Consider the following 24190-nt stretch of genomic DNA (forward strand, 5'->3'; position numbering starts at 1 on the left):
CCCGGATCCGCTCGCGCCGCTACCCGCACTCGCCGAGAACGCAGGAGTTGTCGCACTGGAGGGTCGAGTGCGACAACTTCTGCGGAGTCGAGGTGCCGGTCGGCCCGTTCGTCAGACGTCGCCCGTCTCGACATGCGGGAGCGTCACCGGGTTCCGGGGCGGCCTCGCGGTTCGCCGTTCTCGCGCGCATCACTACTAGAGAACGCGAGAGTCGTCGTACTCGACGGTCGAGTACGACGACTTCTGCGGGCTCGCGCTGCGAGTCCGGGGAGCGGCGCGCGTCAGCTCAGGCGGGAGTGCTCGCCGAGGTGGTGCCAGGTGCGGTTGTGGTAGACGAGCGGAGCGGTCGTGTCCGAGTCCTCGGGCACGTGGGCCTCGAGCGCGTGGACGGCGACGATCGTCGACGACCCCGCCTCCATGCGGTTGATGACGGTGCCGCGGATCCACGCGGCGGCCGTCGGGAAGTACGGCTCGCCGGTGGGCAGTCGCGACCAGATCGACGTGTCGGCGAAGCGGTCGATGCCGCTGGTCGAGCCCAGTCGCGCGAGATCGAGCTGGCCGGCGCCGAGCAGGTGCACGACGAGCGTCTCGGACGCCTGGATCGCGGGCGAGCTCGACGACGCCGACGACAGGGAGAACACGAACAGCGGAGGCTCGGCGCTCACCGAGAAGACAGAGGTCGCGGTCAGCGCGACGGGGCCGGTGCCCGGGTCGGCGGTGATCAGCGCGACTCCGGCGGCGTGATTGCGGAACGCGAGCTTGAACTCCTCCGGCGACAGCCCGGCGAACGCGGCACGCGGATGCGGATCGGCGCCCGCCTCGGAGGTGGCGAGGTTCTCACGGCTCATCGGAGGCTCCTGATCGATCGGGGATGCGGCGCGGGGTCGGCTCGCCTTCGCGCCGCAGCACTGCCCCTCCAGCCTGTCGCACTGCCGGGGGAGCCCTCGCCGCATTGCGGAGTATGACACCCGAGCCTGCGGTCGCTCCCGGACTCCGCGGTGCGGTCTGCAGGAGCCCGAGGTGCGATCTGCAGGAGCCGCGGGCCGAAGAGCGCTCTCCGCTGCGCCGATCCGGGATCCGGGTCCCGACCACCTGCAGACCGCACGATCTCCTGCAGACCGCACGCGCACCCCCGCGCAACCCGTCGCGCCACGGCGCCCCGCGCGCGCACACTCGAGGCATGGCCCACCGCGTCCGCGAATCCTCCGCCCGCCCCGAGAGCAAGACCTGCGCCTCCTGCGGCCGCGAGATCGAGTGGCGCGCGAAGTGGGCGCGCGACTGGGAGAACGTCCGCTACTGCTCCGACGCGTGCCGCCGTCGCGGCGTCGGCCCCGAGGAGGCGCTCCTCGAGGACGAGATCCGCCGCGTCCTCCTCGCCCGGGCGGCCACGTCCACCGCGTGCCCGTCCGAGGTCGCCCGCACGGTCGGCGGCGAGGAGTGGCGCCCCCTGATGGAGCCCGTCCGCCGCGCCGCCCGCCGGCTCGTCGATCGCGGCGAGATCGACATCGTGCAGGGCGGGCAGATCGTCGACCCGTCGCGCGCGAAGGGCCCGATCCGCCTCCGCCGCCGCCCCGGCGGGCCCCTGTCGCCGAACGGCACCGCGGGCTAGCCTCGCAAGATGCCCAGCAGCGACGCCGTCGTCCTCACCGTCCCCGGACCGCACGGCGACCGCGAGGTCCGCCTCTCGAGTCCGGGGCGCGTCCTCTTCCCCGAGTCCGGCATCACCAAGCGCGAGCTGGCCGAGTACCTGATCGCGGTCGGCGACGCGTTCGTCGCGGCGAACGGCGACCGGCCCGTGTCGCTGCAGCGCTTCTCCTCCGGGATCGACGGCGACCAGTTCTTCTCGAAGAACCCTCCCAAGGGAGCGCCCGACTACGTCCGCTCCGTCCCCGTCACCTACCCGAGCGGGCGCGTGCATCCGCAGCTCGTGATCGACGAGCCCGCCGTGGCCGTGTGGGCTGCGCAGATGAACACGATCACCTTCCACCCGTGGGCCTCGAGGGCCGGCGACCCCGATCGGCCCGATCAGCTCCGCATCGACCTCGACCCGCAGCCCGGGACCGACGTGGCCGACGCCGTCCGTGCCGCGCACGCCCTCCGCGAGGTGCTGCGGGAGGCGGGTCTGGAGTCGTTCGTCAAGACCTCGGGCAACCGCGGGCTGCACGTGTTCGCCCCGATCGAGCCCGAGCACGAGTTCCTCGATGTGCGGCACGCCGTGATCGCGGCCGCCCGCGAGCTCGAGCGCCGGCTGCCCGAGCAGGTCACGACGGCCTGGTGGAAGGAGGAGCGCGGCGAGCGCATCTTCGTCGACTTCAACCAGGCGAACCGCGACCGCACGATGGCCGGCGCCTACAGCCCGCGACCGCTCGCGCACGCTCCCGTGTCGTGCCCTCTCGAGTGGGAGGAGCTCGACGGAGTCGACCCCACCGCGTTCACCGTCCGCACCGTTCCCGGGCGGCTCGCGTCGCAGGGCGACCCGTGGGCGCGGATGCACGAGGCTCCCGGCCGGCTCGACACCCTGCTCGGCTGGTGGGAGCGCGATGTCGAGGAGGGGCTCGGCGAGCTGCCGTTCCCGCCCGACTTCCCCAAGATGCCCGGCGAGCCGCCCCGCGTGCAGCCGAGTCGCGCGAAGAAGCCCGCCGCCGACTGACCGGCGCTCAGCCGAGCACGTCGTCGAGGTCGTAGGCGGTCGGCCGCTCGAGCTGGTCGAAGGTGCACGAGGCCGCCTCGCGGTCGGGCCGCCACCGCTCGAACTGCACGGTGTGGCGGAAGCGCGCCCCCTCCATCTGGTCGTAGCGCACCTCCAGCACCCGCGTCGGCGCCAGCCGGACGAAGGAGGTGTCGCGGCTCCCCGAGAAGCGGCTCCGCTCGCCGTCGCCGCGCACGGGCTCGCCCTCGGCGTCGCGCTCGACCGCGTCGGCGAGCTCGTCGACCAGCTCCACCCGTCGGGCGTCGGTGAAGGCGGAGGCGCCTCCCACCTGCCGCACGGTCCCGTCGGCGTCGTAGAGGCCGAGCAGCAGCGAGCCGACGCCCGGCTTCGAGGTGTGCTCGCGGTAGCCGATCGCGACGACGTCGGCCGTGCGGTGGTGCTTCACCTTCAGCATCGACCGCTTGCCGGGGGCGTACGGCGCGTCGAGCGCCTTCGCGACCACTCCGTCGAGTCCCGCTCCCTCGAACCGCTCGAGCCAGTCGCGCGCGAGCGCCTCGTCGGAGGTGGTCCGCCCGAGGTGGAGCGGAGGCGCGACACCCTCCAGCAGGTCGGCCAGCGCCGCGCGCCGCGCCGAGTACGGCTCGTCGAGCAGGCTCCGCCCGCCGACGGCCAGCAGGTCGAAGGCGACGAGCATCGCCGGAGTCTCCTCCGCCAGCATCGCGACGCGGCTCGCGGCGGGGTGGATCCGCTGCGAGAGCAGCTCCCAGTCGAGTCTCTGAGCACCGCGGTCGCCGGTGGCGAGCACGATCTCGCCGTCGAGGACGCAGCCGTCGGGGAGCAACTCGAGGAACGCGGTCACGAGCTCGGGGAAGTACCGGGTGAGCGGCTTCGAGCCGCGGCTCCCGATCTCGCACTCACCGCCGGACCGCGAGACGATCGCGCGGAAGCCGTCCCACTTCGGTTCGTAGGAGAGTCCGCCCGGCACACTGCCCTGCGCGGGCACGGTCAGCACCGCCTTCGCCAGCATCGGTGCGATCGGGAGGGCGAACGGGAGGTCCATCCCCCGATCATCGCGGGCGGATGCGGCGCCCGCACCCCCGTTCTGCGACCCTTCCGGGGGCGACACGCCGTCTCACGCGGCAATGACGGTTCGTTTCGCGCCATCGCAACCGGGAGACTGGGGCGATGCACAGGTGGGGACGACGATCCGGATCGCAGGGTGGACCAGACCGGACAGCCGGGGGGCTCCGAAGAGCAGGTATGACCAGCTCCAGTCGGCGCGCGCACGGACGGGACTCCCGCTGATGGCGCGGGGGACCACCGGCGTGGCACGCCGGCTGTTCGGACGCGGTCGGCACGACGACGGCCCGGCCCTGCACGACAACGGCTCTGCCGTGCGCGACGAGGCGATCGATCTCGATCGGACCCTCCCGCGCGCTCCCGCCGAGAGTGCGCCCGCCTGGTCGTCCGGGCTGCCCACCTTCGAGGTGCCCGCACCGTCGATCGGCCGGTACTGCGAGCTCGACCCCGACGCGATCGAGTTCCCCCACCCCGCTGTGGCCGACTTCGATCCGGACCTCCCGACCCCGATCACCTCCGTGCCGCAGGCGGTCGCCGCGCCGCCCGCCGCGGTGCCGCCTCTCGCCGCGCCGCCCGCCGCGGTGCCGCCTCGCGCCGCGCCGGCCCCCACGGTGCCGCCTCTCATCGCGCCGGCCTTCTCGCCCGAAGCGTCGCCGCAGCCCGACTCGTCGCAGCCCGCGACGACGGTTCCCGACTTCGCACCCGACCCCGTCGCGGCTCCCGTCGCGACAGTCCCACCCGTGGTCGAGCCGCTGTCGAGCTTCGCACCACCGCCCGCGCCGCGATCGGCCCTCTCCGCCGTCTCGGCTCAGGAGCAGGCGGCGGCCGCCGAGCGCGCCGCCGTCGTCGAGCGCATCGCCGAGGCCGAGCGCCTGGCGGAGGCCGAGCGTGTCGCGGAGGCCGAGCGTATGGCTGAGGTCGAGCGTCTGGCTGAGGTCGAGCGTCTGGCTGAGGCCGAGCGTCTGGCTGAGGTCGAGCGTCTGGCTGAGGCCGAGCGTCTGGCGGAAGCGGAGCGTCTCGCCGAGGTCGAGCGTGTCGCGGAGGCCGAGCGTGTGGCTGAGGTCGAGCGTCTGGCTGAGGCCGAGCGTCTGGCGGAAGCCGAGCGTCTCGCCGAGGTCGAGCGTGTCGCGGAAGCCGAGCGTGTGGCTGAGGTCGAGCGTGTGGCTGAGGTCGAGCGTGTGGCTGAGGTCGAGCGTGTGGCTGAGGCTGAGCGTGCCGCTGAGGACGAGCGTCTGGCCGAGACCGAGCGTGTTGCCGAGGTCGAGCGTCTGGCGGAGTCCGAGCGCGTCGCCGAGGCCGAGCACCGTGCCGAGGCCGAGCGCCTCGCGGAAGCCGAGCGCCTCGCCGAAGCCCAGCGAGCCGCCGCTGTCGAGCGCGACGAGCGCGACGAGCCCGCCGCGCCGTCCGCCTTCGAGCGTCCCGCGACCACCCCCCTGAGCGCCCCCTCCCTCGCCGCCGTGTCGACGTTCGGGGTCGCTCCGGCGATCGGGGAGGTCTGCGCGCTCGACCCCGACGCGATCGAGTTCCCGCACCCGGCGGTCGCCTCGTTCGTCCCGGAGACCATCCACCACCGGCCCTCCGAGCCCTCGCGCTCCTTCGTGTCGCGCCAGCGCTCCGCCGCGCCGGCTCCCCGCGCCGAGACCTCCGCCGACCCGTTCGACGCCCTGCTCGCCGACGACCGGCCGCCGGCCCCGCCGACCTATCCCGAGCACCTGCTGAACCTCGCCGACGCGCCCGACAACCGCAATGACTCGCCGCCCGTCGAGGAGCGCGCCCCGCGCTCGCGTCGCGGCCTGCTCCTGGTCGGCATCGGGATCGGTGCCGCGGTCCTCGTCATCGGCGGGACTCTCGTCGCCGTCCCGCTGCTCTCGCAGGGAGACTCGGGAGACGCCGCACCCGCCGCCGACCCCGGCCTGACGGCCGCCGCCGTCTCGTGGATCGCCTCCTCCCTCGACCCCTCGTCGGTGCTGCTCGTGCAGGACGACCTGGTCGACCAGGTCAACGAGGGGGGATTCCCGGCCGACACCATCGTCTCCGAGTCCACTCTCGCCGCCGCAGCCCCCGACTCGGCGTGGCGAGCGGCCGACTACGTCCTGGCCACGCCCGCGCTGACCTCCACGGCGACCGGCGAGGTCTCGACCGCCCTCGAGAACTCGGAGCCCGTCGCCCGGTTCGGCGGCGGCGACTCCGGTGTCGAGGTGCGGCGCGTGCTCGACCAGGGGCCCGACGCCGCCGCCGCCCAGGAGGTCGTCCTGACCGCCGCACGCGCCTCCGCCGGAGCACAGCTCGCCGCGAACCCGGCCCTCACCAGCACTCCGGCCGCGCGCGCCCTGCTCGAGGAGGGGCGCGTCGACTCCCGGCTGCTCCTGCTCCTCGGCCAGCAGCTCGCCGCCGCCCCGCTCTCGGTCGCCGACTTCCCGCTCGGCACCAACGAGACGGAGGGAGTCCGGCACCGCCTGCTCCTCTCCGGCTACAACGGCGCGAGCATCCCCTCGGACGCCACCGCGACCGCCGAGGCGACGGCCTGGCTCGGCAGCCAGACCGGCGACTTCGTCCCCCGCTCGGTCGACTCGAGTGCTGCGGGACTCCTCGTGACCCTCGACCTCGACGAGCCCGCCGGACTCCTCCCGAACGCCCCCTAGCGCCACCCACCGAAGGACCACTCATGCACCCGCTCGCCCGCTCCGCCCGCACGCCCCGACGTCTGCCGCGGATGGCGATCGGCCTGGTCGCGGCGGCCGCGCTGGCGGCGCTGGGTGCGGCGCCGGCGTCGGCGGAAGAGGCGGCGCCCTCGACGGGCTGGGTGCGGGTCGCGCACCTGTCGCCCGACACGAAGTCGGTCGACGTCACACTCACCGCTCTCGCGGGCGGAGGCGCGGCCTTCGAGCTCGACGACGTCGCCTACGGTGCGGTCTCGCCCTACTGGACCCTGCAGCCGGGCACCTACGTCGTGTCGATGGTCCCCTCCGACGCTCCCGACGGCACGGCTCCCGTGATCCAGCAGTCGGTCGACGTCTCGGCGGGGACTCCGCTGACCGTCGCCGCCCTCGGCCGGAACGCGGTCCTGTCCACCACCGTCTTCACCGACGACCTCACGCCGCCGGCCGACGGCCAGGCTCGCGTCCGCGTCGTCCAGGCCTCGACCACCGCCTCGCAGGTCGACGTCGTCACCACCACGGGAGCGGTCATCGCGAGCGATGCGCAGCAGGGCACCGCCACCTCCTACAAGAACGTCCCGGCCGGCCCGTGGACGCTCGACGTCAGCACCACGTCCGCCACGGCGAAGGCGGATCTCGACCTCGCTCCCGGATCCGTCGCCTCCCTCTTCGTGCTCGACGACGCGTCCGGCGGTCTCGTCGTCTCGCCGGTCCTCGACTCCGCCGCGGTCGGCGATCTGCCCACGGGCGGCATCCAGACCGGAGGAGGCGCGACGGCCGTCCACGTCTCGTCGACCGGATCGCCGGTCGTCCCCGGCCTCCTCGGCGTCGGCTCCGTGCTCGCCCTCCTCGCCGCCGCGGTGGTCGTGTTCGCGCGCCGGAGCGCCGCGCGAACGCACTGATGCGCGGGACACCGGCGGTCGCGGCCGCCGCTCTGCTGCTCGCGGTGCTCGCGGGCTGCGCGTCGGCGCCCGCCGCGGAAGCTCCTCCGGCGCCGGCGGAGACGACGGCCGTCGCCACGCCGGTCGCGACCCCCGGTCCTGCCGACGCCGGCCGCCTGCAGGACCCGGTCGCCGCTCCCGCTCCTGCCCGCTCCGCCCTCGTCCCCGAGCGCGTGATCATTCCCGCACTCGGCGTCGACTCGACCCTCGAGTCGCTGACCCGGGACGACACCGGCTGGATCCAGCCGCCCGAGCTCGTGGACGAGGCCGGCTGGTACCGCGACGGCGTGGTGCCCGGCGACATCGGCCCCTCCGTCATCGCCGGCCACGTCGACTCGCGGATCGGCCCCGGCGTGTTCCTCCGCCTGTCCGAGCTCGCCCCCGGCGACACCGTCGACGTCGTCCTCTCGGACGGCAGCACGCGCACCTTCTCGGTCACCGGGTCCGTGACGGTCCCGAAGGAGGACTTCCCGACCGAGGACGTCTACGGTCCGGCTCCGACCGCGCAGCTGCGGCTGATCACCTGCGGAGGCGTCTTCGACGATTCCTACGGCCACTACGTCGACAACGTGGTGGTCTCGGCCGTGCGCGTGGCGTGAGGCGCGGCGCGCCACGATTCGCAGCCGTCTCGACGTTTCGGCGCGTACCCTCCCCGGGTATGAGCACCTCCTGGAAGCGCTGGACCCCGTTCGCCGCCGTACCCCTGGTCGTCGTCGCGGCGGCCGTGGCGCTTCCCCTCTCGGCCAGTGCGGCCGGAGACCTCCCCGAGAAGTCGGCCGCTGAGCTGCTGGCCTTCGTCGCGGAGAACGACGTGACCGCGTTCTCGGGCGAGATCGAGCAGACCTCCGACCTCGGCCTCCCCGATCTCTCCGCGCTCGGCGGGTCGGGTGCCTCCACCGGCTCCGGTGAGACCTCGAGCACCGATGCGCTCCTCGAGCTCGCGACCGGCTCGCACCAGGCCCGCGTGTTCGTCGACGCCGAGCAGGGCGCCCGCCTGCAGATCCTCGACCGGCTCGCCGAGCGCGACATCGTCGCCTCGAAGGGCGAGGGCGTGTGGATCTACGACTCCTCCGAGAACACCGCCACCCATCTGCTGCCCGCCGAGGGCGACGGCACCGCTCCCGAGTCCGCTCCCGCCGCCGAGGTGCCCACCCCGTCGAGCGCCGCCGAGCAGATCCTCGCGTCGATCGACCCCACCACGACCGTCGCCGTCGGCTCCGACGTCAGCGTGGCCGGCCGCGACGCCTACGAGCTCGTGCTGACCCCGCGCGACTCCGGCACTCTGGTCGGCTCCGTCACCGTCTCGGTCGACGGCGAGACCGGACTGCCCCTCGGTGTCGCGGTGACCGCCGTCGGTGCCACCTCGCCGGCGTTCAGCGTCGCCTACTCGAGCATCGACTTCGAGGCGCCCGACGCCGCCATGTTCGACTTCACCGCCCCCGAGGGCGCCACCGTGACGGAGGAGACGGCTCCCGCGCACGACGACACCACCGCTCCCGAGGCCACCGATCCCGGCGCCACGGCGCCCGACGCCTCCGCCGACGACTCGGGTGTCACGAGCACCGGCACGGGCTGGGGCACCGTCGTCGAGCTGCCCGCGGGCGACGCCGAGGCGCTCTCCGCTCTCGACTCGGTGACCACCCCCGTCGCCGGTGGCCGAGTGCTCTCGTCCGCGCTGCTGAGCGTGCTGATCACCGACGACGGCCGCGTCCTCGCCGGGGCGGTCCCGACCGACGTCCTGCTCGACACGGCCGCCGGGCGGTGACGACGGCCGAGCTCGCGGTCGAGACCCGCGGTCTCACCAAGCGCTTCGGGCGTCAGGAGGCCGTGTCGGGTCTCGATCTCGCGGTGCCGCGCGGGGCCGTCTTCGGCTTCCTCGGCCCCAACGGCTCGGGCAAGACGACCACCATCCGGATGCTCCTCGCCCTCGCCGCGCCGACGGAGGGGAGCATCACGGTGCTCGGCTCCGCGATGCCGCGCCGTGCGGCCGACGTGCTCCCGCGGGTCGGCGCGCTGGTCGAGGGCCCCGGCTTCTACCCGTTCCTCTCGGGCGCCGCGAACCTCCGCCGCTTCGACGCGGCCGAGTCCGGCACCTCCTCCCGCACCCGTGGCGCCCGGACCGCGGAGGCGCTCGCCCGCGTCGGACTCTCGGCCGCAGCCCGCAAGAAGGTCGGCTCGTACTCGCTCGGCATGAAGCAGCGCCTCGGCATCGCCGTCGCCCTGCTGTCGCCGCGCGACCTGATCGTGCTCGACGAGCCGACCAACGGACTCGACCCGCAGGGCACCCGCGAGGTGCGCTCGCTGGTGCGCGGGCTCAACGAGGACGGCACCACCGTGCTCGTCTCGAGCCATCTGCTCGCCGAGATCGAGCAGCTCTGCACGCACGCCGCGGTGATGCGGACGGGCCGCCTCGTGGCGCAGGGCGGTCTCGACGAGCTCCGCGGCGACGCGGCGTCCGTCGAGCTGCTCACGCCCGACCCCGAGCGCGCGCTCGGCGAGCTCGCGGCACGCGGACTCGAGCCGCGGGTGGCGGCGGCCGCGCATCCGACCGATCCGCCGCTCCTCGTCGCGGCGCTCCCGCCGGGCACGGCACCGGAGGCGCTCGTCGCCGCGCTGGTCGCCGCCGACGTCCGCGTCCGCGGCTTCGCGGTCCGCAGGCCCTCTCTCGAGGAGCGCTTCGTCGAGCTGACGGGGGAGGGCTTCGATGTCGAGCGCTGAGGCGGTGCGGGGGCGCGGAGGCGTCGGCGCGCTCCTCGCCTCCGAGCTGGCCCTGCTCTTCCGCCGCCGGCGCACGTGGGCGCTCCTGGCGGCCCTCGCCGCCATCCCGGTCCTGCTCGCCGTCGCGGTGCGCCTGTCGGGGAGCGAGGGCGGCGGCCCCTCCTTCGTCGGCTCGATCGCCGGCAACGGGCTGTTCGTCGGCTTCGCCGCGATCACCGTCGCGGTGCCGCTCTTCCTCCCGCTGACCATCGGTGTCGTCGCGGGCGACGCGATCGCGGGGGAGGCGTCGCTCGGCACGCTCCGCTACCTGCTCGTCACCCCGGTGGGCCGGGTGCGGCTGCTCGCCGTCAAGTTCGCCGCGTCGGTCGCGTTCTGCCTCGCCGCGGCGCTCACGGTCATGGTCGTGGGCATCGTGATCGGCCTCGCCCTGTTCCCGGTGGGGCCCGTCACCCTGCTGTCGGGGAGCAGCGTGCCGCTCGGGGCCGCGATCGGGCGTGCGCTCCTGATCGCCGTCTACGCGGCGCTGTCGCTGGTCGGGCTCGCCGCGATCGGCCTCTTCATCTCGACCCTCACCGATGTGCCGGTCGGAGCGATGGCCGCCACGGTTGTCGTGTCGATCGCCGCGCAGATCGTCGGCTCGCTCTCGCAGCTCGACGCTCTGCACCCGTTCCTGTTCACCGACCGCTGGTTCGACTTCGCCGATCTGCTGCGCGATCCGATCGCGTGGGGGTCGCTCGGCGAGAACGCGCTCCTGCAGCTGGCCTACGTGCTCGTGTTCGGGTCGCTCGCGATCGGCCGCTTCACCACGCGGGACGTGCTGAGCTGACGGCAGCGGCCGCCCTCCCGTGACGGGAGAGCGGCCGCGGTCCTCGCCCGGCGTCAGTCCTGCGGGGCGACGCCGAAGCTGACTGAGCCGGCCTCGTCGACCTGCGCGTCGAGCACCTTGTCCTCGAGCGCGACCGAGGCGGCGACGTCGAGGAACACCCGCGCGCCGTCCTGCACGACGACGGCGTCGGTCGTCTCGGGCGCCGCCGCGACGGCGACGGCGAAGTTGCGGGCGTCGAGGTCGTCTCCGCTGATGCGGAGTCCGCCCTCGGCGGGGGTCTCGGTCTGGCTGGTGATGGTCGTGACGATCGAGCGGGCACTGTCGGTGAGAGTGAGCATCGCGTCGTTCCTTCCGTCGGGGTCGATGAGGGGGCCACGATGCCGGGATCCGGCCCCCGTCTCAACCCGTGCCCCGGGACACGGAGGCGATGCACACCTCCCCGCAACACTCGCGCTCCTCAGCAACATCCGGCAAACCTTTCCTTGACGCGGCAAATTGCCGCAAGCTACCGTGGGCGCATCGCGGCGATCGCCTCCGACCCGGCCGCGTCTCGACGACGAGAGGACGAACCGTGAGCTTCCCCGCCCGCCGCGTCACGCTCAGCGACGTCGCCACCGCGACCGGCGTCTCGGTCGGCACCGTCTCGAAGGCGCTGAACAACCGCGGGCAGCTGCGCGAGGACACCCGCGACCGCATCCTCGCGGCCGCCCGCGAGCTCGGCTTCGCCCTCCCCGCCGCCGCTCTCGGCCCGGTCGCCGAGCAGCGGCTGCTCACGATCGGCCTCGTCACCTCCGACGACATCGGCCGCTTCAGCATCCCCGTGATGTGGGGGCTCGAGGACGCGTTCCCCGCCGAGCAGGCCTCGGTGCTCCTCAGCAACTCCCGCGGCGATCGCGTGCGCGAGCGGCACTGCGTCGAGATCCTCGCGGCCCGCGGAGTCGACGCGATCGTCGTCATGACCAACCTCACCGGCCCGCGGCCCGCGCTGCCCGCGAGCAGCGTGCCGATCGTCTACGTGATGGGCTCCTCCGACGACCCGGCCGACATGTCCGTCGTCGTCGACCAGACCCAGGGCATGCTCCTCGCCCTCGAGCACGTCGCCGCCCTCGGCCGCCGCGACATCGCCTACGTCGCTGGACCCCGCCTCGACTACTCCGCCCGGATCCGCGCCGAGGCCGTGCAGGAGCACGCACCCTCGTTCGGCCTGCGCCTGGTCGGCGACCGCTCGCTCTACGGCACCTGGACCGAGACCTGGGGCCGGCAGGCGGCGCAGATGCTGCGCCAGCGCGTCGAGCCGATCGACGCCGTGCTCTGCGGCAGCGACGAGATCGCCCGCGGAGTCTCGGACGGGCTCCGCGAGGCCGGCGTCGTCGTGCCGCACGACGTCTCGATCGTCGGCTTCGACAACTGGGCGGCGGCGGCGCTGAACGCGCGCCCGGCCCTCACGACTGTCGACATGAACCTCGAGGAGCTCGGCCGGGCCGCCGGCGCCCGCGCCCTCGAGGCGATCGAGGGCCGCTCCCGCCCGGGCATCGACGCCCACCCGTGCCAGCTGATCGTCCGCGACTCCACCTGACCCGCTTCCGCCCACCGACCGATGAGGGATCGATGATGCACTCTCCTCTGCTCCTCCCCGACGTCTCGCGGCGTCGCGCGCTCGCCCTGGGCGGCGCCGGCCTCGCGAGCGTCCTGGGACTCGCCGGCTGCTCCGCCGTGCTCCCCGAGGCCGACGTGTCGGCATCCTCCTTCGCCGCGGATCCGCAGGGCACCATCCGCTTCTGGTGCCGCAGCGTCGCCTACAAGCCCGCCCAGCTGATCGTCGAGAAGTACCACGCGGCCCAGAGCGCGGTGCGCGTCGAGCTGACGGTGCTGCCCGAGGGGCAGATGGTGACCAAGCTCGCCACGGCGATCCGCGCCGACGCGGTGCCCGACGTGGTCGCTCCCGACTCGGTGACGACCCCCGTCTTCAGCTCGCGCGAGGCGCTCACCGACCTCACTCCGCTGATCGACGCCCTGCCCTACGCGGCGCAGCTGAACCAGCCGCTCGTCGACGTCGCCTCCTACGGCGGCCGGAAGTACGGCCTGCCCGCGCTGTCCAACGTGTCGCAGCTGTTCTGGAGCAGGTCGCTCTACGAGCAGGCGGGACTCGACCCGGACACGGGCCCCGCCGACTTCGACGAGTACCTCGCCCACGCCCGAGCACTCCAGCGCCTCGACGGCGTCTCGGGGGTGACCTTCACCGGCAACTCCGCGGGCATCCTCGGCTACGTGATCCAGCCGCACTTCTGGGCCGACGACAGTCCGTTCTACGACGGCGAGGTCGGCCGCCAGCGCGCGACCGTCACCGGCAACGACGCCCTGCGGCGCACGCTCGAGCTGTACCGGACCTTCGAGCAGGAGGGACTCGCGCAGCCGGGGGCCTCGGCCGACAGCGGCGCCGCGTGGGGCAAGGACTTCCTCGACGGCACCGTCGGTCTCTTCCCCGGCTCCTACGACCTCATCGTCGGCGGCGCGACACCCGAGTTCCTCGCCGACCTCGGTGTCAGCGCGTTCCCCGGCCCCGACGGAGGCGTCTCGCAGTTCTCGGGAGGCGCCGTGCTGTCCATCCCGCGCGGGGCCCGCAATCCGGAGGCGGCCTGGGACTTCATGCGCTTCGTCACCGAGCTCGAGCAGCAGTCCGAGCTCGCCGCCCTCGGCTGGTACCCCGTCCGCAGCGACGTCCTCGACACCGACTTCCCCGAGCGCTTCCCGCTGATGGTGCCGGGGATGGAGCGGATGAACGAGGGCTTCGCCGCTCCCACCACCCTGTACACCCAGCTCACCAACACCGTGCAGTCCCCGTGGCTCGCGATGTTCCGCGGAGCGGTCTTCGGCGACGAGGACCTCGGTGCGGTCCTCGATCGCGGCCAGGAGGAGACGGCCCGCGTCCTCGAGGTGAACCAGGCATGACCACGACGACCGACCTCCGCTCAGCCGCCGCGCCGGCGACCGAGACGCCCCCGCCTCCGCCGCGCCGCAGCAGCCTCGGCCGCAAGGACGCCCGCACCGGCCTCCTGATGATCCTCCCCGCCCTCGTGCTCGTCGTCGTCTTCGTCGTCGTCCCGCTCGTGTTCGCGATCGTGATCTCGGTCACGAACTGGCCGCTGGTCGGCTCCGTCGACTTCGTCGGCGCCGACAACTACGCGACCGCCTTCTCGGACACGACGTTCTGGGCCTCCGTGCTCTACACGCTCGGCTTCGCCGTCGTCTCCACCGTGCTCGGCATCGTCGTCGGCTACCTCCTGGCCGTGCTGGTGCGCTCCAACCGTCGCGGCTCTGGCATCATCCGCACCGCCGTCTTCGTGCCCTACGTCATCGGCATCACCTCGCTGAGCTTCGTGGCGCTCCTCGAGTTCCGCCCCGACAGCGGGGCGCTCGACCAGGTGCTGATGGCGGTCGGGCTCACCGATGCGCCCACCGCCTGGCTGCTCGACGCGACCAGCGCGACCACTCTGATCGTCCTGCTCGGCGCCTACGTCGGCTCCGGCTTCACGATGATCATCCTGATGTCGGGCATGCAGGGCATCGACGAGGCCCTCTACGAGTCGGCCGCGATCGACGGCGCAGGACGGTGGAAGCAGGAGTTCCTCGTGACGGTGCCGCTCGTGAAGCGCTACCTCGGGCTCCTGAGCGTGCTCGGCTTCGTCGGCGCGATCCTGGCGTTCACGCAGTTCTACATCATCACCGGCGGCGGTCCCGGCACCGGGACGCTGACCGTGATGCTCTACGTCTACAACAAGGCGTTCGGCGACCTGCAGGTGGGCTACGCGACCGCGCTCTCGTTCGTGGTCGTCGTGATCGCCGCCGTCCTCACCCTCATCCAGTTCCGCGTCATGCGGGACGACTGACCGCGCCGCGTCTCGAAGGAGAGAACCGTGACCACCACCCTCGCCGCGGCGCCCCGCCGCCCCACCACGCCCGCCCAGCGCGTGCGGACCGCCCTCTACGTCGTCCTCGGCGTCGTCGTCTCGGTCGCGTTCGTCGCCCCGGTCGCCTGGTCGATCCTCCGCTCGTTCCAGCCGGGTGCGCAGATCACCGCGCCCGCCGCCGAGCAGTCGTTCGCGAACCTGACTCTCGACAACTACATCGGGCTGCTCGGCTCGATCGGAGCGGGCACCTACGTCGTCAACTCGCTGATCATCGCCCTCGGCACCGCGGTGCTGAGCGTCGTGGTGACGACGTTCGCGGCCTACGCGCTCGTCCTGTTCCCGTTCCGCGGGTCGAACGTCGCGTTCGGGCTCATCCTGCTGACGATGATGGTGCCGTTCCAGGCGGTGCTGACGCCGCTGTTCCTCGAGATGAACGCGCTCGGACTCACCGACACGCACCTGGGCATCATCCTGTTCTACCTGACATTCAACCTGCCGTTCGGGGTGTTCCTGATGCGCAACTCCTTCGCGCAGATCCCGAAGGAGGTGTCGGAGGCGGCGCGGATCGACGGGGCCGGCCCGTTCCGCATCCTGTTCTCGGTGCTGCGGCCGATGATCGTGCCGGGGGTCGCGACGGTGTTCCTGTTCGCGTTCCTCGGCGCCTGGAGCGACTTCCTCGGCGCGCTGACCTTCCTCACCCGGCAGGAGCTGTTCACGCTCCCCGTCGCGATCCAGAACATCTCCTCCGGAGCCTTCGGCCAGACCGACTTCGGCTACGTCATCGCGGGCGCCGTGCTGCTGATGCTGCCCTGCCTGCTGCTCTACGCCGCCATCCAGAAGTACTACGTCCGCGGGCTCGTCGCGGGCGCCGTCAAGGGCTGAGAGGTCACCCGCATGCTCCGACGCTTCCCGCTCGGCTCCGTCCGCCTGCTCCCCGGCGAGTTCGCCGACGCCCAGGCGACGGGGCTCCGCTACCTGCTCGACCTCGATCCCGACCGTCTGCTCGCGCCGTTCCTCCGCGAGGCCGGGCTGCCGGCGGGGGAGGGGTACGGCAACTGGGAGTCGGGGGGCCTGGACGGCCACATCGCGGGCCACGCGCTCTCGGCCGCCGCCCTGATGCTGGCGGCCACGGGCGAGCCGGCGGTGCGCGAGCGGATGGAGACCCTGCTCGACGGGTTCGAGCGCGCGCAGGAGGCGGACGGCACGGGCTATCTCGGCGGCATCCCCCGCGGGCGCGCCCTGGGCGAGGAGCTGTCGCGCGGAGAGGTCGACGCCGATCTCTTCAGCCTCAACGACCGCTGGGTGCCCCTGTACAACCTGCACAAGACCCTCGCCGGGCTCCTCGACGCGGCGCAGCACGGCGGATCCGCGCGCGCGCTCGACATGGCCGTCCGCCTCGCCGACTGGTGGCTCGGGGTCTCGGCCGGGCTCGACGACGCGGCCTTCGAGACGATGCTGCACACCGAGTTCGGCGGCATGAACGACGCCCTCGCGAGGCTCGCGGAGGCGGTCGATGATCCGTCGCGCGCCGCCGCCTACCGCGCCGAGGCGCACCGCTTCTCGCACCGCGCGCTCCTCGATCCGCTGCTCGCCGGGCGGGACGAGCTCGACGGTCTGCACGCGAACACCCAGATCCCGAAGGTGATCGGCTACGCCCGCCTCGCCGGAGAGCTGCTGCCCGCCGCGCGCTTCTTCTGGGAGACGGTGACCCGCGACCGCACCGTGGCGATCGGCGGCAACAGCGTGCGCGAGCACTTCCACCGCGCCGCGGACTTCACGTCGATGGTGACCGACCGCGAGGGCCCCGAGAGCTGCAACACCTCCAACATGATCGCCCTGAGCGGCAGCCTCTTCGAGCAGAGCGGAGACGCGCGCTACCTCGACTACATCGAGCGGGCGCTCTACAACCACATCCTGTCGACCCAGCACCCCGACGGCGGCGTCGTCTACTTCACGTCGCTCCGGCCCGCGCACTACCGCGTCTACTCGAGCACGCACGAGTCGATGTGGTGCTGCGTCGGCTCGGGGCTCGAGAACCACGCGCGCTACGGCGAGCACGCCTACGCCCGCGACGGCGACGACCTGGTGATCGGCCTCTACCTGCCCTCGACCCTCGACTCGGCCGAGCACGGCGTCCGCGCGCGGATCGAGACCGCCTTCCCCGCCTCCGACGAGGTGGTGATCACGGTCGAGCTCGAGCGTGCGTGCCGGGTCCGGCTGCGCCGCCCCTCCTGGGCCGAGACGTTCGACGTGAGCACCGCGGTCGAGGAGGCGGGACCCGGCTTCGTCAGCACGGGGCCGCTCGCTCCCGGTCGGCACGAGCTGCGGGTGCGCCTGGGGCTCGAGCTCCGGGCGGAGGCGCTCCCCGACGGATCCGCGTGGTCCGCCTTCTCGTTCGGCCCGGTCGTCCTCGCGGCGCGCGCCGACTCCGACGACCTCGACGGGCTGCGCGGCGGCGGCGAGCGGATGGGCCACGTGGCGGCGGGACCGCTCCGCGACCTCGCGGCCACCCCGGTCGTGACGGCCGAGCGCCCCCTCGACGCCGTCGCCGTGCTCGACCGCCACGCGCTGACCGCGACCCTCGAGACCGACGCCGGCTCCGTCCTCCTCGAGCCGTTCGTGCGGATCCACGACACCCGGTACACCGTCTACTGGCCGACCGGCGCGGATCCGCTCGCGCGCCGGGCCGAGCTCGCCGCGGCCGACCGCATCGCCGCCGACGACGCGGCCGTGATCGACTCCGTCGCGGCGGGGGAGCAGCAGCCCGAGTCGGACCACGCCCTGGTGGGGCACGGTTCCCGCGCCGGCGGCTCCGGCGGCGGACACTGGCGGAGTGCTCAGGGCCCGGACGGCTGGTTCGGCTACACCCTGACCGACCCGGAGCAGCTCGCCGCGATCCTCCGGGTGCGACTGCGCTCCACCCACGGTGAGCAGGAGTTCCGGATCGACGACCGCCCGCTCGGCGAGCCCGTCGCCCGCGTCGAGGGCGACGGAGTGATCGCCCTCGACTTCGCGATCGAGCCGGAGCCCGGCCGCGACGGTCCCGTCCGCTTCTCGGTGCACGCGGTCGGAGCGGGCCCCACGCGGGAGCTGCTCGGCGTGTCCCTGCTGCGCGCCGCCGGCCTGCCACACTGACCGGATGCACCCCGCCGACGCCTGCCCCTGCGGAAGCCGCAGCCACTACGCCGACTGCTGCCGGCCCGCGCACCTCGGCGAGACCCCGTCGCCGACCGCGGAGCGCCTGATGCGCAGCCGCTACAGCGCCAACGTGCTCGGCAGCGCCCCCTACCTGCTCGCGAGCTGGCACCCCTCGACGCGCCCGCCGAGGGTCGACCTCGACGACGATGTCCGCTGGCGGCGCCTGCAGATCGTCGACACGGCGTTCGGAGCCGAGGACGACGACGAGGGGCTCGTCGAGTTCCGCGCGTCGTACCGCTCGTCGACGGGTGCGGGCCTCGTGCACGAGCGCAGCCGCTTCCTCCGCGAGGACGGGCGCTGGTACTACGTGGACGGCGATCTGCTCGACGGAGTCTGACCGCAGCCGCCCGACGCCGCCGGCTCCGATCTACGCTGGAGTCATGGCCAAGGAGTTCCGCCGGGCGGACGACGCGTCGCGCTACGAGCTGCATCTCGACGGGACGCTCGTGGGCGTCCTCGACTACCGCGAGAACGACGAGAGCGTGTCGCTCGTGCGCTCCTTCACATCTCCGCCGTTCCGCGGCCGCGGCCTCGCGGGCGAGCTCGTGGCGTTCGCGGTCGACGACATCGAGTCCTCGGGCGAGCGCGCGGTCGTGCCGATGTGCTGGTACGTCGGCCAGTGGTTCGAGCAGCACCCCGAGAAGTCCGGCCTGCTGAGTCGCGGGGCCTGACGCCGGGCGGTCCCGACCGTCGGGCAGTCCCGGCCGTCGGGCAGTCCGGACCGTCAGACGGTGACGAGCGGTTCGACGCCGGCGAGGTCCGGGCCGAGCCCGAGGTCGACCAGACGGATCCGGCCCGCGTAGGAGGAGCCCGGCGGCAGCAGCAGTCCCGCCTTGATCGCGCCGAACGTCACGGTGAGATCGGCCCGCAGCACCGTCGGATCGGGGACCGCGCCGTCGTCGGGGCCGATCCCGCTCGGCAGGTCGACCGCCAGGACGGTCGGCGGAGACTCGCGCCGGGCGACGTAGTCGATGACGACGGCGACCACGTCGCGCGCCCGGCCGCGCAGCGCGGGAGCCGCCGTGCCGATCCCGAGGATCCCGTCCACGACGACGTCGGCCCGGGCGACCGCGGCGGCGAGGGCGTTCGCGTCGCCGGCGCTCACCGTGCTGCAGCCCTCGTCGAGAGCGACGGCGAAGCCGCGCGGGTGCGCCCGGTCGCCGGTGAGCACCAGGGTCACGTCGCTCCCGGAGGCGGCGATCTCGGCGGCCGCGTACAGAGCGTCGCCGCCGTTGTTGCCCGGCCCGACCAGGACGAGCACGCTGCCGGCGCCCCGGCGGTCGGGCCGCGCCGCGAGGACGGCGCGCAGCTCGCGCGCGAGACCGCGCGCGGCCCGCTGCATCAGCGGTTCGCGCCGCGCCAGATGCGGCGCCTCGGCGGCCCGCACCTGCGCCGCGGAGTATCCCTCGACCATCCCTCCAGTCTCTGCCCGTGCCGTCCGATCGGCAACCGTGTGCGCCTCCGCGGCTTCCACGGCGAGTCACGGGCCCTGGCGGTCGAGCAGCCCGCAGGGGCGGATCGAGACCCGCAGGCGTCAGCAGGAGCGTCGGCGGGCTCGGCCCCGGCGGGCCAGTGGATCTCCCAGCGCCGCGCTGCGTGATCAGCGGGCGGCCGGCGCCGCGGCCGTCAGGACTCCTGGACCGCGCGGTCCGCCTCCTCGACGATCGCCCGCATGGCCCGCTCGGCGGCCTCGGCGTCGCCGTCCGCGACCGCTGTCGCGACCGCCCGGTGCAGCCGCACGGCCTCGGAGTCGGCCTCGCGCGGCATCAGCGCGTTGCGCGTGCGGCCCGCGAGCACCTCCGACACGAGGTCGGCGAGCTGGGCGAGCAGCGGATTCCCGGACGCTGCGAGCAGCGTCCGGTGGAAGGCCGTGTCGGCGGCGAGGTAGGCGGCCTGATCGGCCGAGTGCGCCTCCGCCGCCATCTCGCGCACCGCCTCCACCAGCGCCGAGCGGTGCAGGGCGGTGGCGTTCACCGCGGCGAGGCGCGCCGCGAGCGGCTCGACGCCCAGGCGCAGCTCGCTCAGCCGGTGCAGCTGCAGCTGACGATCGGGGCCGTCGAGACTCCACGCGATCACGCGCGGGTCGAGCGCGTTCCAGAGCTCCTGCGGCTGCACCCGCGTCCCGGCGCGCCGGCGCGAGACGACCAGTCCGAGCGACTCGAGGACGCGGACCGCCTCGCGCATCACCGACCGTGACACTCCGCTGCGCTCGGCCCGCTCATCGGCGCTGAAGGCGGTGCCGGGCGCCAGCTCGCCGCGCACGATCTGCGATCCCAGCTCGTCGAGGATCGAGGAGTGCAGGGAGCGGGGTGACGGCGCGGTCATGCGATCAGTATTCACGACGGAGGGTGGCGAAGCTGCAAATCGTCCGACATAATCGAGCAGCAATCTGGTTATGTCGGACATATCGTCCGCTGACCGTCGGACCGACCAAGGACGCTCATGACACCGACTCTCCCCACCCTCCTCCGCGCCGCCGGCGAGACAGAGGCCACGACCACCGCGCCCCAGGGGCAGCTCATCGCCGCCGCGATCCTGGGCATCGCCGTGATCGTCGTGCTGATCACCTGGCTCAAGCTGCACCCGTTCGTCTCGCTGCTGATCGGCGCGCTGACCACCGGCCTCGTCGCCGCCATGCCCGCCGCCGACGCGGTGGCGAGCTTCGCCCTCGGCTTCGGCAACACGATGGGCGGCGTCGGCATCCTGATCGGCCTCGGCGCCATGTACGGCAAGCTGCTCGCCGACTCCGGCGGCGCCGACCGCATCGTCGACACCCTGATCGCCCGCTCCAGCACTCGGGCGCTGCCCTGGATGATGGGCTTCGTCGGCGCGCTGATCGGCCTGCCGATGTTCTTCGAGGTCGGCCTCGTCCTCCTCATCCCGGTGGTCATCCTGGTCGCCCGCCGCAGCGGACTCCCGCTCATGAAGATCGCGATCCCGACCCTCGCCGGCCTCTCGGTCATGCACGGGCTCGTGCCGCCGCACCCCGGTCCGCTCGTCGCGATCGACGCGCTCGGCGCGAACCTCGGCGTGACCCTCGCGTTCGGCGTGCTCGTGGCCATCCCCACGGTCGTCGTCGCCGGCCCGCTCTTCGGCCGCCTCGCCGCGAAGTGGGCGCCCGTCGAGACTCCGCCGCTCTTCGGCGAGGGCGCGGGCGACGCTCGCGAGCACCGCCCCGGCTTCGTCGCTGCCGTCGCGAGCATCCTGCTCCCCGTCGTGCTGATGCTCGGCAAGGCGATCGCGGACATCGCGGCGCCCGGATCGACCGACGCGTGGAAGTCGCTGCTCGACTTCCTCGGCACCCCGACCATCGCGCTCGGCATCGCCCTGCTGGCCGGCCTCGTCCTCCTCGGCCGCGGCGGGCGGATGAACCGCGCCGAGCTGCAGACCTCTCTCTCGAGCTCGCTCCCTCCCATCGCCGGCATCCTGCTGATCGTCGGCGCCGGCGGAGGCTTCAAGCAGGTCCTCGTCGACACCGGCATCGGCAGCGTGGTCGCCCAGCTCGCCGAGGGCAGCGGCGCGTCGGCCCTGCTGCTCGCCTGGCTCGTCGCGGTCGTGATCCGCATCGCCACCGGTTCCGCGACCGTCGCCACGGTGACCGCAGCGGGCATCCTCCAGCCGCTCACCGAGACGATGGACGGTCCGATGGTCGCGCTGATGGTCCTCGCGATCGGCGCCGGATCGGTGTTCCTCTCGCACGTCAACGACGCCGGCTTCTGGCTCGTCAAGGAGTACCTGGGACTGAGCATCGGCCAGACACTGAAGACGTGGACAGTGATGGAGTGCCTCGTGTCGGTGACCGGTCTCGCCGGAGTCCTGATCATCGGCCTGTTCGTGGGAGGCCTCTGATGGCGCGGGAGGGCGCGGGCACCGTCCGCGCGATCGTGGTCATGGGCGTCTCCGGCAGCGGCAAGTCGACGGTCGCCGCCCTCCTCGCGGGCCAGCTGGGCTGGAGCTTCCTCGAGGGCGACGACCTGCACCCGCAGGCCAATGTCGCCAAGATGGCCGCCGGCACGCCGCTCACCGACGACGATCGCGCGCCGTGGCTCGCCGAGATCGCCCGCACCGTCGATGAGCGGATCGACGGGGGCGGATCCGTCGTGATCACCTGCTCGGCGCTGCGGCGCCGCTACCGCGACGTGCTCCGCCGGCCCGACCTGGTCTTCGTGCACCTCGCCGGCTCGCGCGAGGTCGTCGCCTCCCGGCTCGCCTCCCGTCTCGACCACTTCATGCCGACGACGCTGCTCGACTCGCAGTTCGGTACCCTGGAGCCGCTCGGCGCCGACGAGCGCCACCTCACGGTCGACGTCGGCCGTGCTCCCGAGGAGGAGGTCGCCGAGATCGTCGAGACGCTCGGGCTGCGCTGATCCTCGCTAGGCCAGGAGGTCCTCGAGGGCGGTCGCGGGCAGGCCGAACGCCTCCGCCACGGCGGAGTTGACGACCTGGCCGTCGTGCGTGCTCAGGCCCTTCGCCAGGGCCGGGTCCGCCGCCAGCGCGGCCTTCCAGCCGCGGTCCGCGAGAGCGACCACGTAGGGGAGGGTCGCGTTGGTCAGCGCCCGGGTCGAGGTCTCGGGCACCGCGCCGGGCATGTTCGCCACGCAGTAGTAGACGCTGTCGTGCACCGCGAAGACCGGGTCGTCGTGAGTGGTCGGGCGCGAGCCCTCGAAGCAGCCGCCCTGGTCGATCGCGATGTCCACGAGCACCGAGCCGGCCTTCATCGTCGCGACCATCTCGTCGGTCACGAGCTTCGGCGCCTTCGCACCGGGGATGAGGACGGAGCCGATCACGAGGTCGGCCTCGGCGATCTGCGCCGCGATCTCGTACGTCGAGGAGGCGCGGGTCTGGATGCGGCCGTCGAAACGGTTCTCGAGCTCGCGGAGGCGGGGGAGGGAGAGGTCGACGATCGTGACGTCGGCGCCCATCCCGAGGGCGTTCGCGGCGGCGTGCTCGCCCGCGACGCCTCCGCCGATCACGACGACCTTCGCCTTGGGGGTGCCGGGCACGCCGCCGAGCAGGGTTCCGCGGCCGCCCGCCGCGCGCATGAGGTGGTACGCGCCGACCGTGATCGACAGGCGGCCGGCGACCTCGCTCATCGGCGAGAGCAGCGGGAGCTGGCGGTTCGGCAGCTGGACCGTCTCGTAGGCGATCGCGGTGGTGCCGGCCGCGAGCAGCGCCTCCGTGCACGGCCGCGACGCGGCGAGATGCAGGTAGGTGAAGAGGATCTGGCCCGAGCGCATCCGCGGGTACTCGGCCTCGATCGGCTCCTTGACCTTCACGACGAGGTCGGCCTCGGCCCAGACCTCGTCGGCGTCGGCGGCGATCCGCGCGCCGGCTGCAGCGAAGTCCTCGTCCGACAGGCGGGAGCCCAGGCCCGCGCCCGACTGGACCAGCACCTCGTGCCCGCGGCGGACCAGCTCGTGCACGCCGGCCGGAGTGGCGGCGACGCGGTTCTCGTTGTTCTTGATCTCGGTGGGGATGCCGATGCGCATGACGACTCCTTGTCCTCGCGACCCGCACTGCGGCGGTCGGCGCCGATCCTGCGCCGGCACTGCCCCTATCGTGCGAAGATCGTGTTTCCTGCGCGTGACATTCCGCAGGATCGGTGGATTCGGCGTCCTCTTCCGCAGGATCGACGAACCGGAGGCGGGAGACGCGCATGAGAGCGAAGGATCTGCACGACCTCGGCGACCTCGACACCGTCGACCGGGCGCTCGTGCGCCTGCTCCGCGCCGACGCCCGCACGCCCAACAGCCGCCTCGCCGAGCAGGCGGGCATCGCCCCGTCGACGTGCGTCGCGCGGGTCCGCTCGCTGATCGACCGCGGCATCATCACCGGCTTCACCGCCGAGCTCGACCCGGCCGCTCTCGGCCTCACGCTGCAGGCCCTGATCAGCGTCGGCATCCGCGTCGGCCAACGGCAGGCGATCACCCGCTTCGCCGACGAGATCCGCGCCCTCCCCGAGGTGGTGCAGCTGTTCTTCCTGGGCGGATCCGAGGACTTCATCATCCACGTGGCCGTCCGCGACTCGAACGACGTGCGCGACTTCGTGGTGTCGAACCTCTCGGCGCACCCGGCGGTCGCGTCGACGCGCACGAGCATCGTCTTCGACCATCACCGCAAGGGGCCCGCGGTCCCGGAGTAGCGGCGCGCACCGCCGGCTGACTGCGGGACGTTCGGCCTGTCCGCCGATCACCGTGCGGGCGACTCTGAGG

At 73.3% G+C, this 24190-nt stretch carries 24 protein-coding genes; 18 read left to right on the forward strand and 6 right to left on the reverse strand.

Annotated elements, in window-relative coordinates:
* Nucleotides 1-281: 281 nt before the first annotated feature.
* Complete coding sequence (locus GSU68_RS07410; RefSeq protein WP_159906890.1) at nt 282-848, reverse strand: flavin reductase family protein; 567 nt, start codon at nt 846-848, stop codon at nt 282-284.
* A gap of 332 nt (nt 849-1180) precedes the next feature.
* Here GSU68_RS07410 and GSU68_RS07415 point away from each other — a divergent pair, with 332 nt between their 5' ends.
* Both GSU68_RS07415 and ligD read left to right on the forward strand, forming a co-directional pair.
* Nucleotides 1181-1609, forward strand: coding sequence for a DUF2256 and DUF3253 domain-containing protein (locus tag GSU68_RS07415; RefSeq protein ID WP_159906892.1), 429 nt, complete (start codon nt 1181-1183; stop codon nt 1607-1609).
* Between the two features lie 9 nt (nt 1610-1618).
* Entirely contained in the window at nt 1619-2650 is a 1032-nt protein-coding gene (ligD, locus tag GSU68_RS07420) for a non-homologous end-joining DNA ligase (protein ID WP_159906894.1), read from the forward strand.
* 7 nt (nt 2651-2657) lie between these two features.
* Here ligD and GSU68_RS07425 read toward each other — a convergent pair whose 3' ends face one another.
* Nucleotides 2658-3710: an ATP-dependent DNA ligase gene (locus tag GSU68_RS07425; protein WP_159906896.1), complete on the reverse strand. Its 1053-nt coding sequence runs from the start codon at nt 3708-3710 to the stop codon at nt 2658-2660.
* A gap of 265 nt (nt 3711-3975) precedes the next feature.
* On the opposite strand from GSU68_RS07425, the gene GSU68_RS07430 reads away from it, so the two are divergent.
* From GSU68_RS07430 to GSU68_RS07455, 6 genes are read left to right on the forward strand one after another with little or no spacing between them, the layout of a single operon-like run.
* A complete protein-coding gene (locus GSU68_RS07430; protein WP_159906898.1) occupies nt 3976-6372 on the forward strand; it encodes a hypothetical protein in 2397 nt (798 codons plus the stop codon).
* A gap of 23 nt (nt 6373-6395) precedes the next feature.
* Nucleotides 6396-7289, forward strand: a complete 894-nt coding sequence (locus GSU68_RS07435; RefSeq protein WP_159906900.1) for a DUF4397 domain-containing protein — start codon at nt 6396-6398, stop codon at nt 7287-7289.
* Complete coding sequence (locus tag GSU68_RS07440) at nt 7289-7927, forward strand: class F sortase (protein WP_159906902.1); 639 nt, start codon at nt 7289-7291, stop codon at nt 7925-7927. The genes GSU68_RS07435 and GSU68_RS07440 overlap by 1 nt, the downstream gene beginning before the upstream one ends.
* A gap of 59 nt (nt 7928-7986) precedes the next feature.
* On the forward strand, nt 7987-9093 hold the full coding sequence (locus GSU68_RS07445) for a hypothetical protein (protein ID WP_159906904.1): 1107 nt from the start codon (nt 7987-7989) through the stop codon (nt 9091-9093).
* The gene (locus GSU68_RS07450; RefSeq protein WP_159906906.1) at nt 9090-10046 is read left to right on the forward strand and encodes an ATP-binding cassette domain-containing protein; all 957 of its coding nucleotides are present in this window, start codon (nt 9090-9092) and stop codon (nt 10044-10046) included. The genes GSU68_RS07445 and GSU68_RS07450 overlap by 4 nt, the downstream gene beginning before the upstream one ends.
* Nucleotides 10033-10872 carry an ABC transporter permease gene (locus GSU68_RS07455; protein WP_159906908.1) on the forward strand — a complete coding sequence of 280 codons (840 nt, stop codon included), beginning with the start codon at nt 10033-10035 and terminating at the stop codon, nt 10870-10872. The genes GSU68_RS07450 and GSU68_RS07455 overlap by 14 nt, the downstream gene beginning before the upstream one ends.
* Nucleotides 10873-10925: 53 nt before the next feature.
* Here GSU68_RS07455 and GSU68_RS07460 read toward each other — a convergent pair whose 3' ends face one another.
* Nucleotides 10926-11210, reverse strand: coding sequence for a hypothetical protein (locus GSU68_RS07460; protein WP_159906910.1), 285 nt, complete (start codon nt 11208-11210; stop codon nt 10926-10928).
* A gap of 233 nt (nt 11211-11443) precedes the next feature.
* On the opposite strand from GSU68_RS07460, the gene GSU68_RS07465 reads away from it, so the two are divergent.
* From GSU68_RS07465 to GSU68_RS07495, 7 genes are read left to right on the forward strand one after another with little or no spacing between them, the layout of a single operon-like run.
* Nucleotides 11444-12448 carry a LacI family DNA-binding transcriptional regulator gene (locus GSU68_RS07465; protein WP_159906912.1) on the forward strand — a complete coding sequence of 335 codons (1005 nt, stop codon included), beginning with the start codon at nt 11444-11446 and terminating at the stop codon, nt 12446-12448.
* A 32-nt stretch (nt 12449-12480) separates the two neighbouring features.
* Nucleotides 12481-13821 carry an extracellular solute-binding protein gene (locus GSU68_RS07470; RefSeq protein ID WP_159906914.1) on the forward strand — a complete coding sequence of 447 codons (1341 nt, stop codon included), beginning with the start codon at nt 12481-12483 and terminating at the stop codon, nt 13819-13821.
* Nucleotides 13818-14759 carry a sugar ABC transporter permease gene (locus GSU68_RS07475; RefSeq protein WP_159906916.1) on the forward strand — a complete coding sequence of 314 codons (942 nt, stop codon included), beginning with the start codon at nt 13818-13820 and terminating at the stop codon, nt 14757-14759. The genes GSU68_RS07470 and GSU68_RS07475 overlap by 4 nt, the downstream gene beginning before the upstream one ends.
* A 27-nt stretch (nt 14760-14786) precedes the next feature.
* Nucleotides 14787-15662 carry a carbohydrate ABC transporter permease gene (locus GSU68_RS07480; protein ID WP_159906918.1) on the forward strand — a complete coding sequence of 292 codons (876 nt, stop codon included), beginning with the start codon at nt 14787-14789 and terminating at the stop codon, nt 15660-15662.
* Nucleotides 15663-15674: 12 nt separating this feature from the next.
* Nucleotides 15675-17915: a beta-L-arabinofuranosidase domain-containing protein gene (locus GSU68_RS07485; protein ID WP_159906920.1), complete on the forward strand. Its 2241-nt coding sequence runs from the start codon at nt 15675-15677 to the stop codon at nt 17913-17915.
* A gap of 4 nt (nt 17916-17919) precedes the next feature.
* A complete protein-coding gene (locus GSU68_RS07490; protein WP_159906922.1) occupies nt 17920-18315 on the forward strand; it encodes a YchJ family protein in 396 nt (131 codons plus the stop codon).
* Between the two features lie 43 nt (nt 18316-18358).
* Nucleotides 18359-18649: a GNAT family N-acetyltransferase gene (locus tag GSU68_RS07495; protein WP_159906924.1), complete on the forward strand. Its 291-nt coding sequence runs from the start codon at nt 18359-18361 to the stop codon at nt 18647-18649.
* A 53-nt stretch (nt 18650-18702) separates the two neighbouring features.
* Here the strand turns inward: GSU68_RS07495 and GSU68_RS07500 are convergent, their stop codons facing one another.
* Together GSU68_RS07500 and GSU68_RS07505 are read right to left on the reverse strand one after the other, a co-directional pair.
* The gene (locus GSU68_RS07500; protein ID WP_159906926.1) at nt 18703-19392 is read right to left on the reverse strand and encodes an NAD(P)H-hydrate epimerase; all 690 of its coding nucleotides are present in this window, start codon (nt 19390-19392) and stop codon (nt 18703-18705) included.
* A 212-nt stretch (nt 19393-19604) separates the two neighbouring features.
* A complete protein-coding gene (locus tag GSU68_RS07505) occupies nt 19605-20303 on the reverse strand; it encodes an FCD domain-containing protein (RefSeq protein ID WP_159906928.1) in 699 nt (232 codons plus the stop codon).
* Between the two features lie 117 nt (nt 20304-20420).
* Here GSU68_RS07505 and GSU68_RS07510 point away from each other — a divergent pair, with 117 nt between their 5' ends.
* Both GSU68_RS07510 and GSU68_RS07515 read left to right on the forward strand, forming a co-directional pair.
* Entirely contained in the window at nt 20421-21827 is a 1407-nt protein-coding gene (locus GSU68_RS07510; protein WP_159906930.1) for a gluconate:H+ symporter, read from the forward strand.
* The gene (locus GSU68_RS07515; RefSeq protein ID WP_159906932.1) at nt 21827-22345 is read left to right on the forward strand and encodes a gluconokinase; all 519 of its coding nucleotides are present in this window, start codon (nt 21827-21829) and stop codon (nt 22343-22345) included. The genes GSU68_RS07510 and GSU68_RS07515 overlap by 1 nt, the downstream gene beginning before the upstream one ends.
* A gap of 6 nt (nt 22346-22351) precedes the next feature.
* Here GSU68_RS07515 and ald read toward each other — a convergent pair whose 3' ends face one another.
* Nucleotides 22352-23467, reverse strand: a complete 1116-nt coding sequence (gene ald, locus GSU68_RS07520) for an alanine dehydrogenase (RefSeq protein WP_159906934.1) — start codon at nt 23465-23467, stop codon at nt 22352-22354.
* A gap of 167 nt (nt 23468-23634) precedes the next feature.
* Between ald and GSU68_RS07525 the strand changes: the two genes are divergently transcribed.
* Nucleotides 23635-24120, forward strand: coding sequence for an Lrp/AsnC family transcriptional regulator (locus GSU68_RS07525; RefSeq protein ID WP_159906936.1), 486 nt, complete (start codon nt 23635-23637; stop codon nt 24118-24120).
* Nucleotides 24121-24190: the final 70 nt, after the last annotated feature.

It is taken from the genome of Rathayibacter sp. VKM Ac-2759, assembly GCF_009834225.1.
Taxonomy (GTDB): domain Bacteria; phylum Actinomycetota; class Actinomycetes; order Actinomycetales; family Microbacteriaceae; genus Rathayibacter.

Coding starts and splice junctions, on each gene's coding strand:
- GSU68_RS07410 (WP_159906890.1), bottom strand. CDS start 848: ATGAGCCGTGAGAACCTCGCCACCTCCGAGGCGGGCGCCGATCCGCAT.
- GSU68_RS07415 (WP_159906892.1), top strand. CDS start 1,181: ATGGCCCACCGCGTCCGCGAATCCTCCGCCCGCCCCGAGAGCAAGACC.
- ligD (WP_159906894.1), top strand. CDS start 1,619: ATGCCCAGCAGCGACGCCGTCGTCCTCACCGTCCCCGGACCGCACGGC.
- GSU68_RS07425 (WP_159906896.1), bottom strand. CDS start 3,710: ATGGACCTCCCGTTCGCCCTCCCGATCGCACCGATGCTGGCGAAGGCG.
- GSU68_RS07435 (WP_159906900.1), top strand. CDS start 6,396: ATGCACCCGCTCGCCCGCTCCGCCCGCACGCCCCGACGTCTGCCGCGG.
- GSU68_RS07440 (WP_159906902.1), top strand. CDS start 7,289: ATGCGCGGGACACCGGCGGTCGCGGCCGCCGCTCTGCTGCTCGCGGTG.
- GSU68_RS07445 (WP_159906904.1), top strand. CDS start 7,987: ATGAGCACCTCCTGGAAGCGCTGGACCCCGTTCGCCGCCGTACCCCTG.
- GSU68_RS07455 (WP_159906908.1), top strand. CDS start 10,033: ATGTCGAGCGCTGAGGCGGTGCGGGGGCGCGGAGGCGTCGGCGCGCTC.
- GSU68_RS07460 (WP_159906910.1), bottom strand. CDS start 11,210: ATGCTCACTCTCACCGACAGTGCCCGCTCGATCGTCACGACCATCACC.
- GSU68_RS07470 (WP_159906914.1), top strand. CDS start 12,481: ATGATGCACTCTCCTCTGCTCCTCCCCGACGTCTCGCGGCGTCGCGCG.
- GSU68_RS07475 (WP_159906916.1), top strand. CDS start 13,818: ATGACCACGACGACCGACCTCCGCTCAGCCGCCGCGCCGGCGACCGAG.
- GSU68_RS07485 (WP_159906920.1), top strand. CDS start 15,675: ATGCTCCGACGCTTCCCGCTCGGCTCCGTCCGCCTGCTCCCCGGCGAG.
- GSU68_RS07490 (WP_159906922.1), top strand. CDS start 17,920: ATGCACCCCGCCGACGCCTGCCCCTGCGGAAGCCGCAGCCACTACGCC.
- GSU68_RS07495 (WP_159906924.1), top strand. CDS start 18,359: ATGGCCAAGGAGTTCCGCCGGGCGGACGACGCGTCGCGCTACGAGCTG.
- GSU68_RS07500 (WP_159906926.1), bottom strand. CDS start 19,392: ATGGTCGAGGGATACTCCGCGGCGCAGGTGCGGGCCGCCGAGGCGCCG.
- GSU68_RS07505 (WP_159906928.1), bottom strand. CDS start 20,303: ATGACCGCGCCGTCACCCCGCTCCCTGCACTCCTCGATCCTCGACGAG.
- GSU68_RS07510 (WP_159906930.1), top strand. CDS start 20,421: ATGACACCGACTCTCCCCACCCTCCTCCGCGCCGCCGGCGAGACAGAG.
- GSU68_RS07515 (WP_159906932.1), top strand. CDS start 21,827: ATGGCGCGGGAGGGCGCGGGCACCGTCCGCGCGATCGTGGTCATGGGC.
- ald (WP_159906934.1), bottom strand. CDS start 23,467: ATGCGCATCGGCATCCCCACCGAGATCAAGAACAACGAGAACCGCGTC.
- GSU68_RS07525 (WP_159906936.1), top strand. CDS start 23,635: ATGAGAGCGAAGGATCTGCACGACCTCGGCGACCTCGACACCGTCGAC.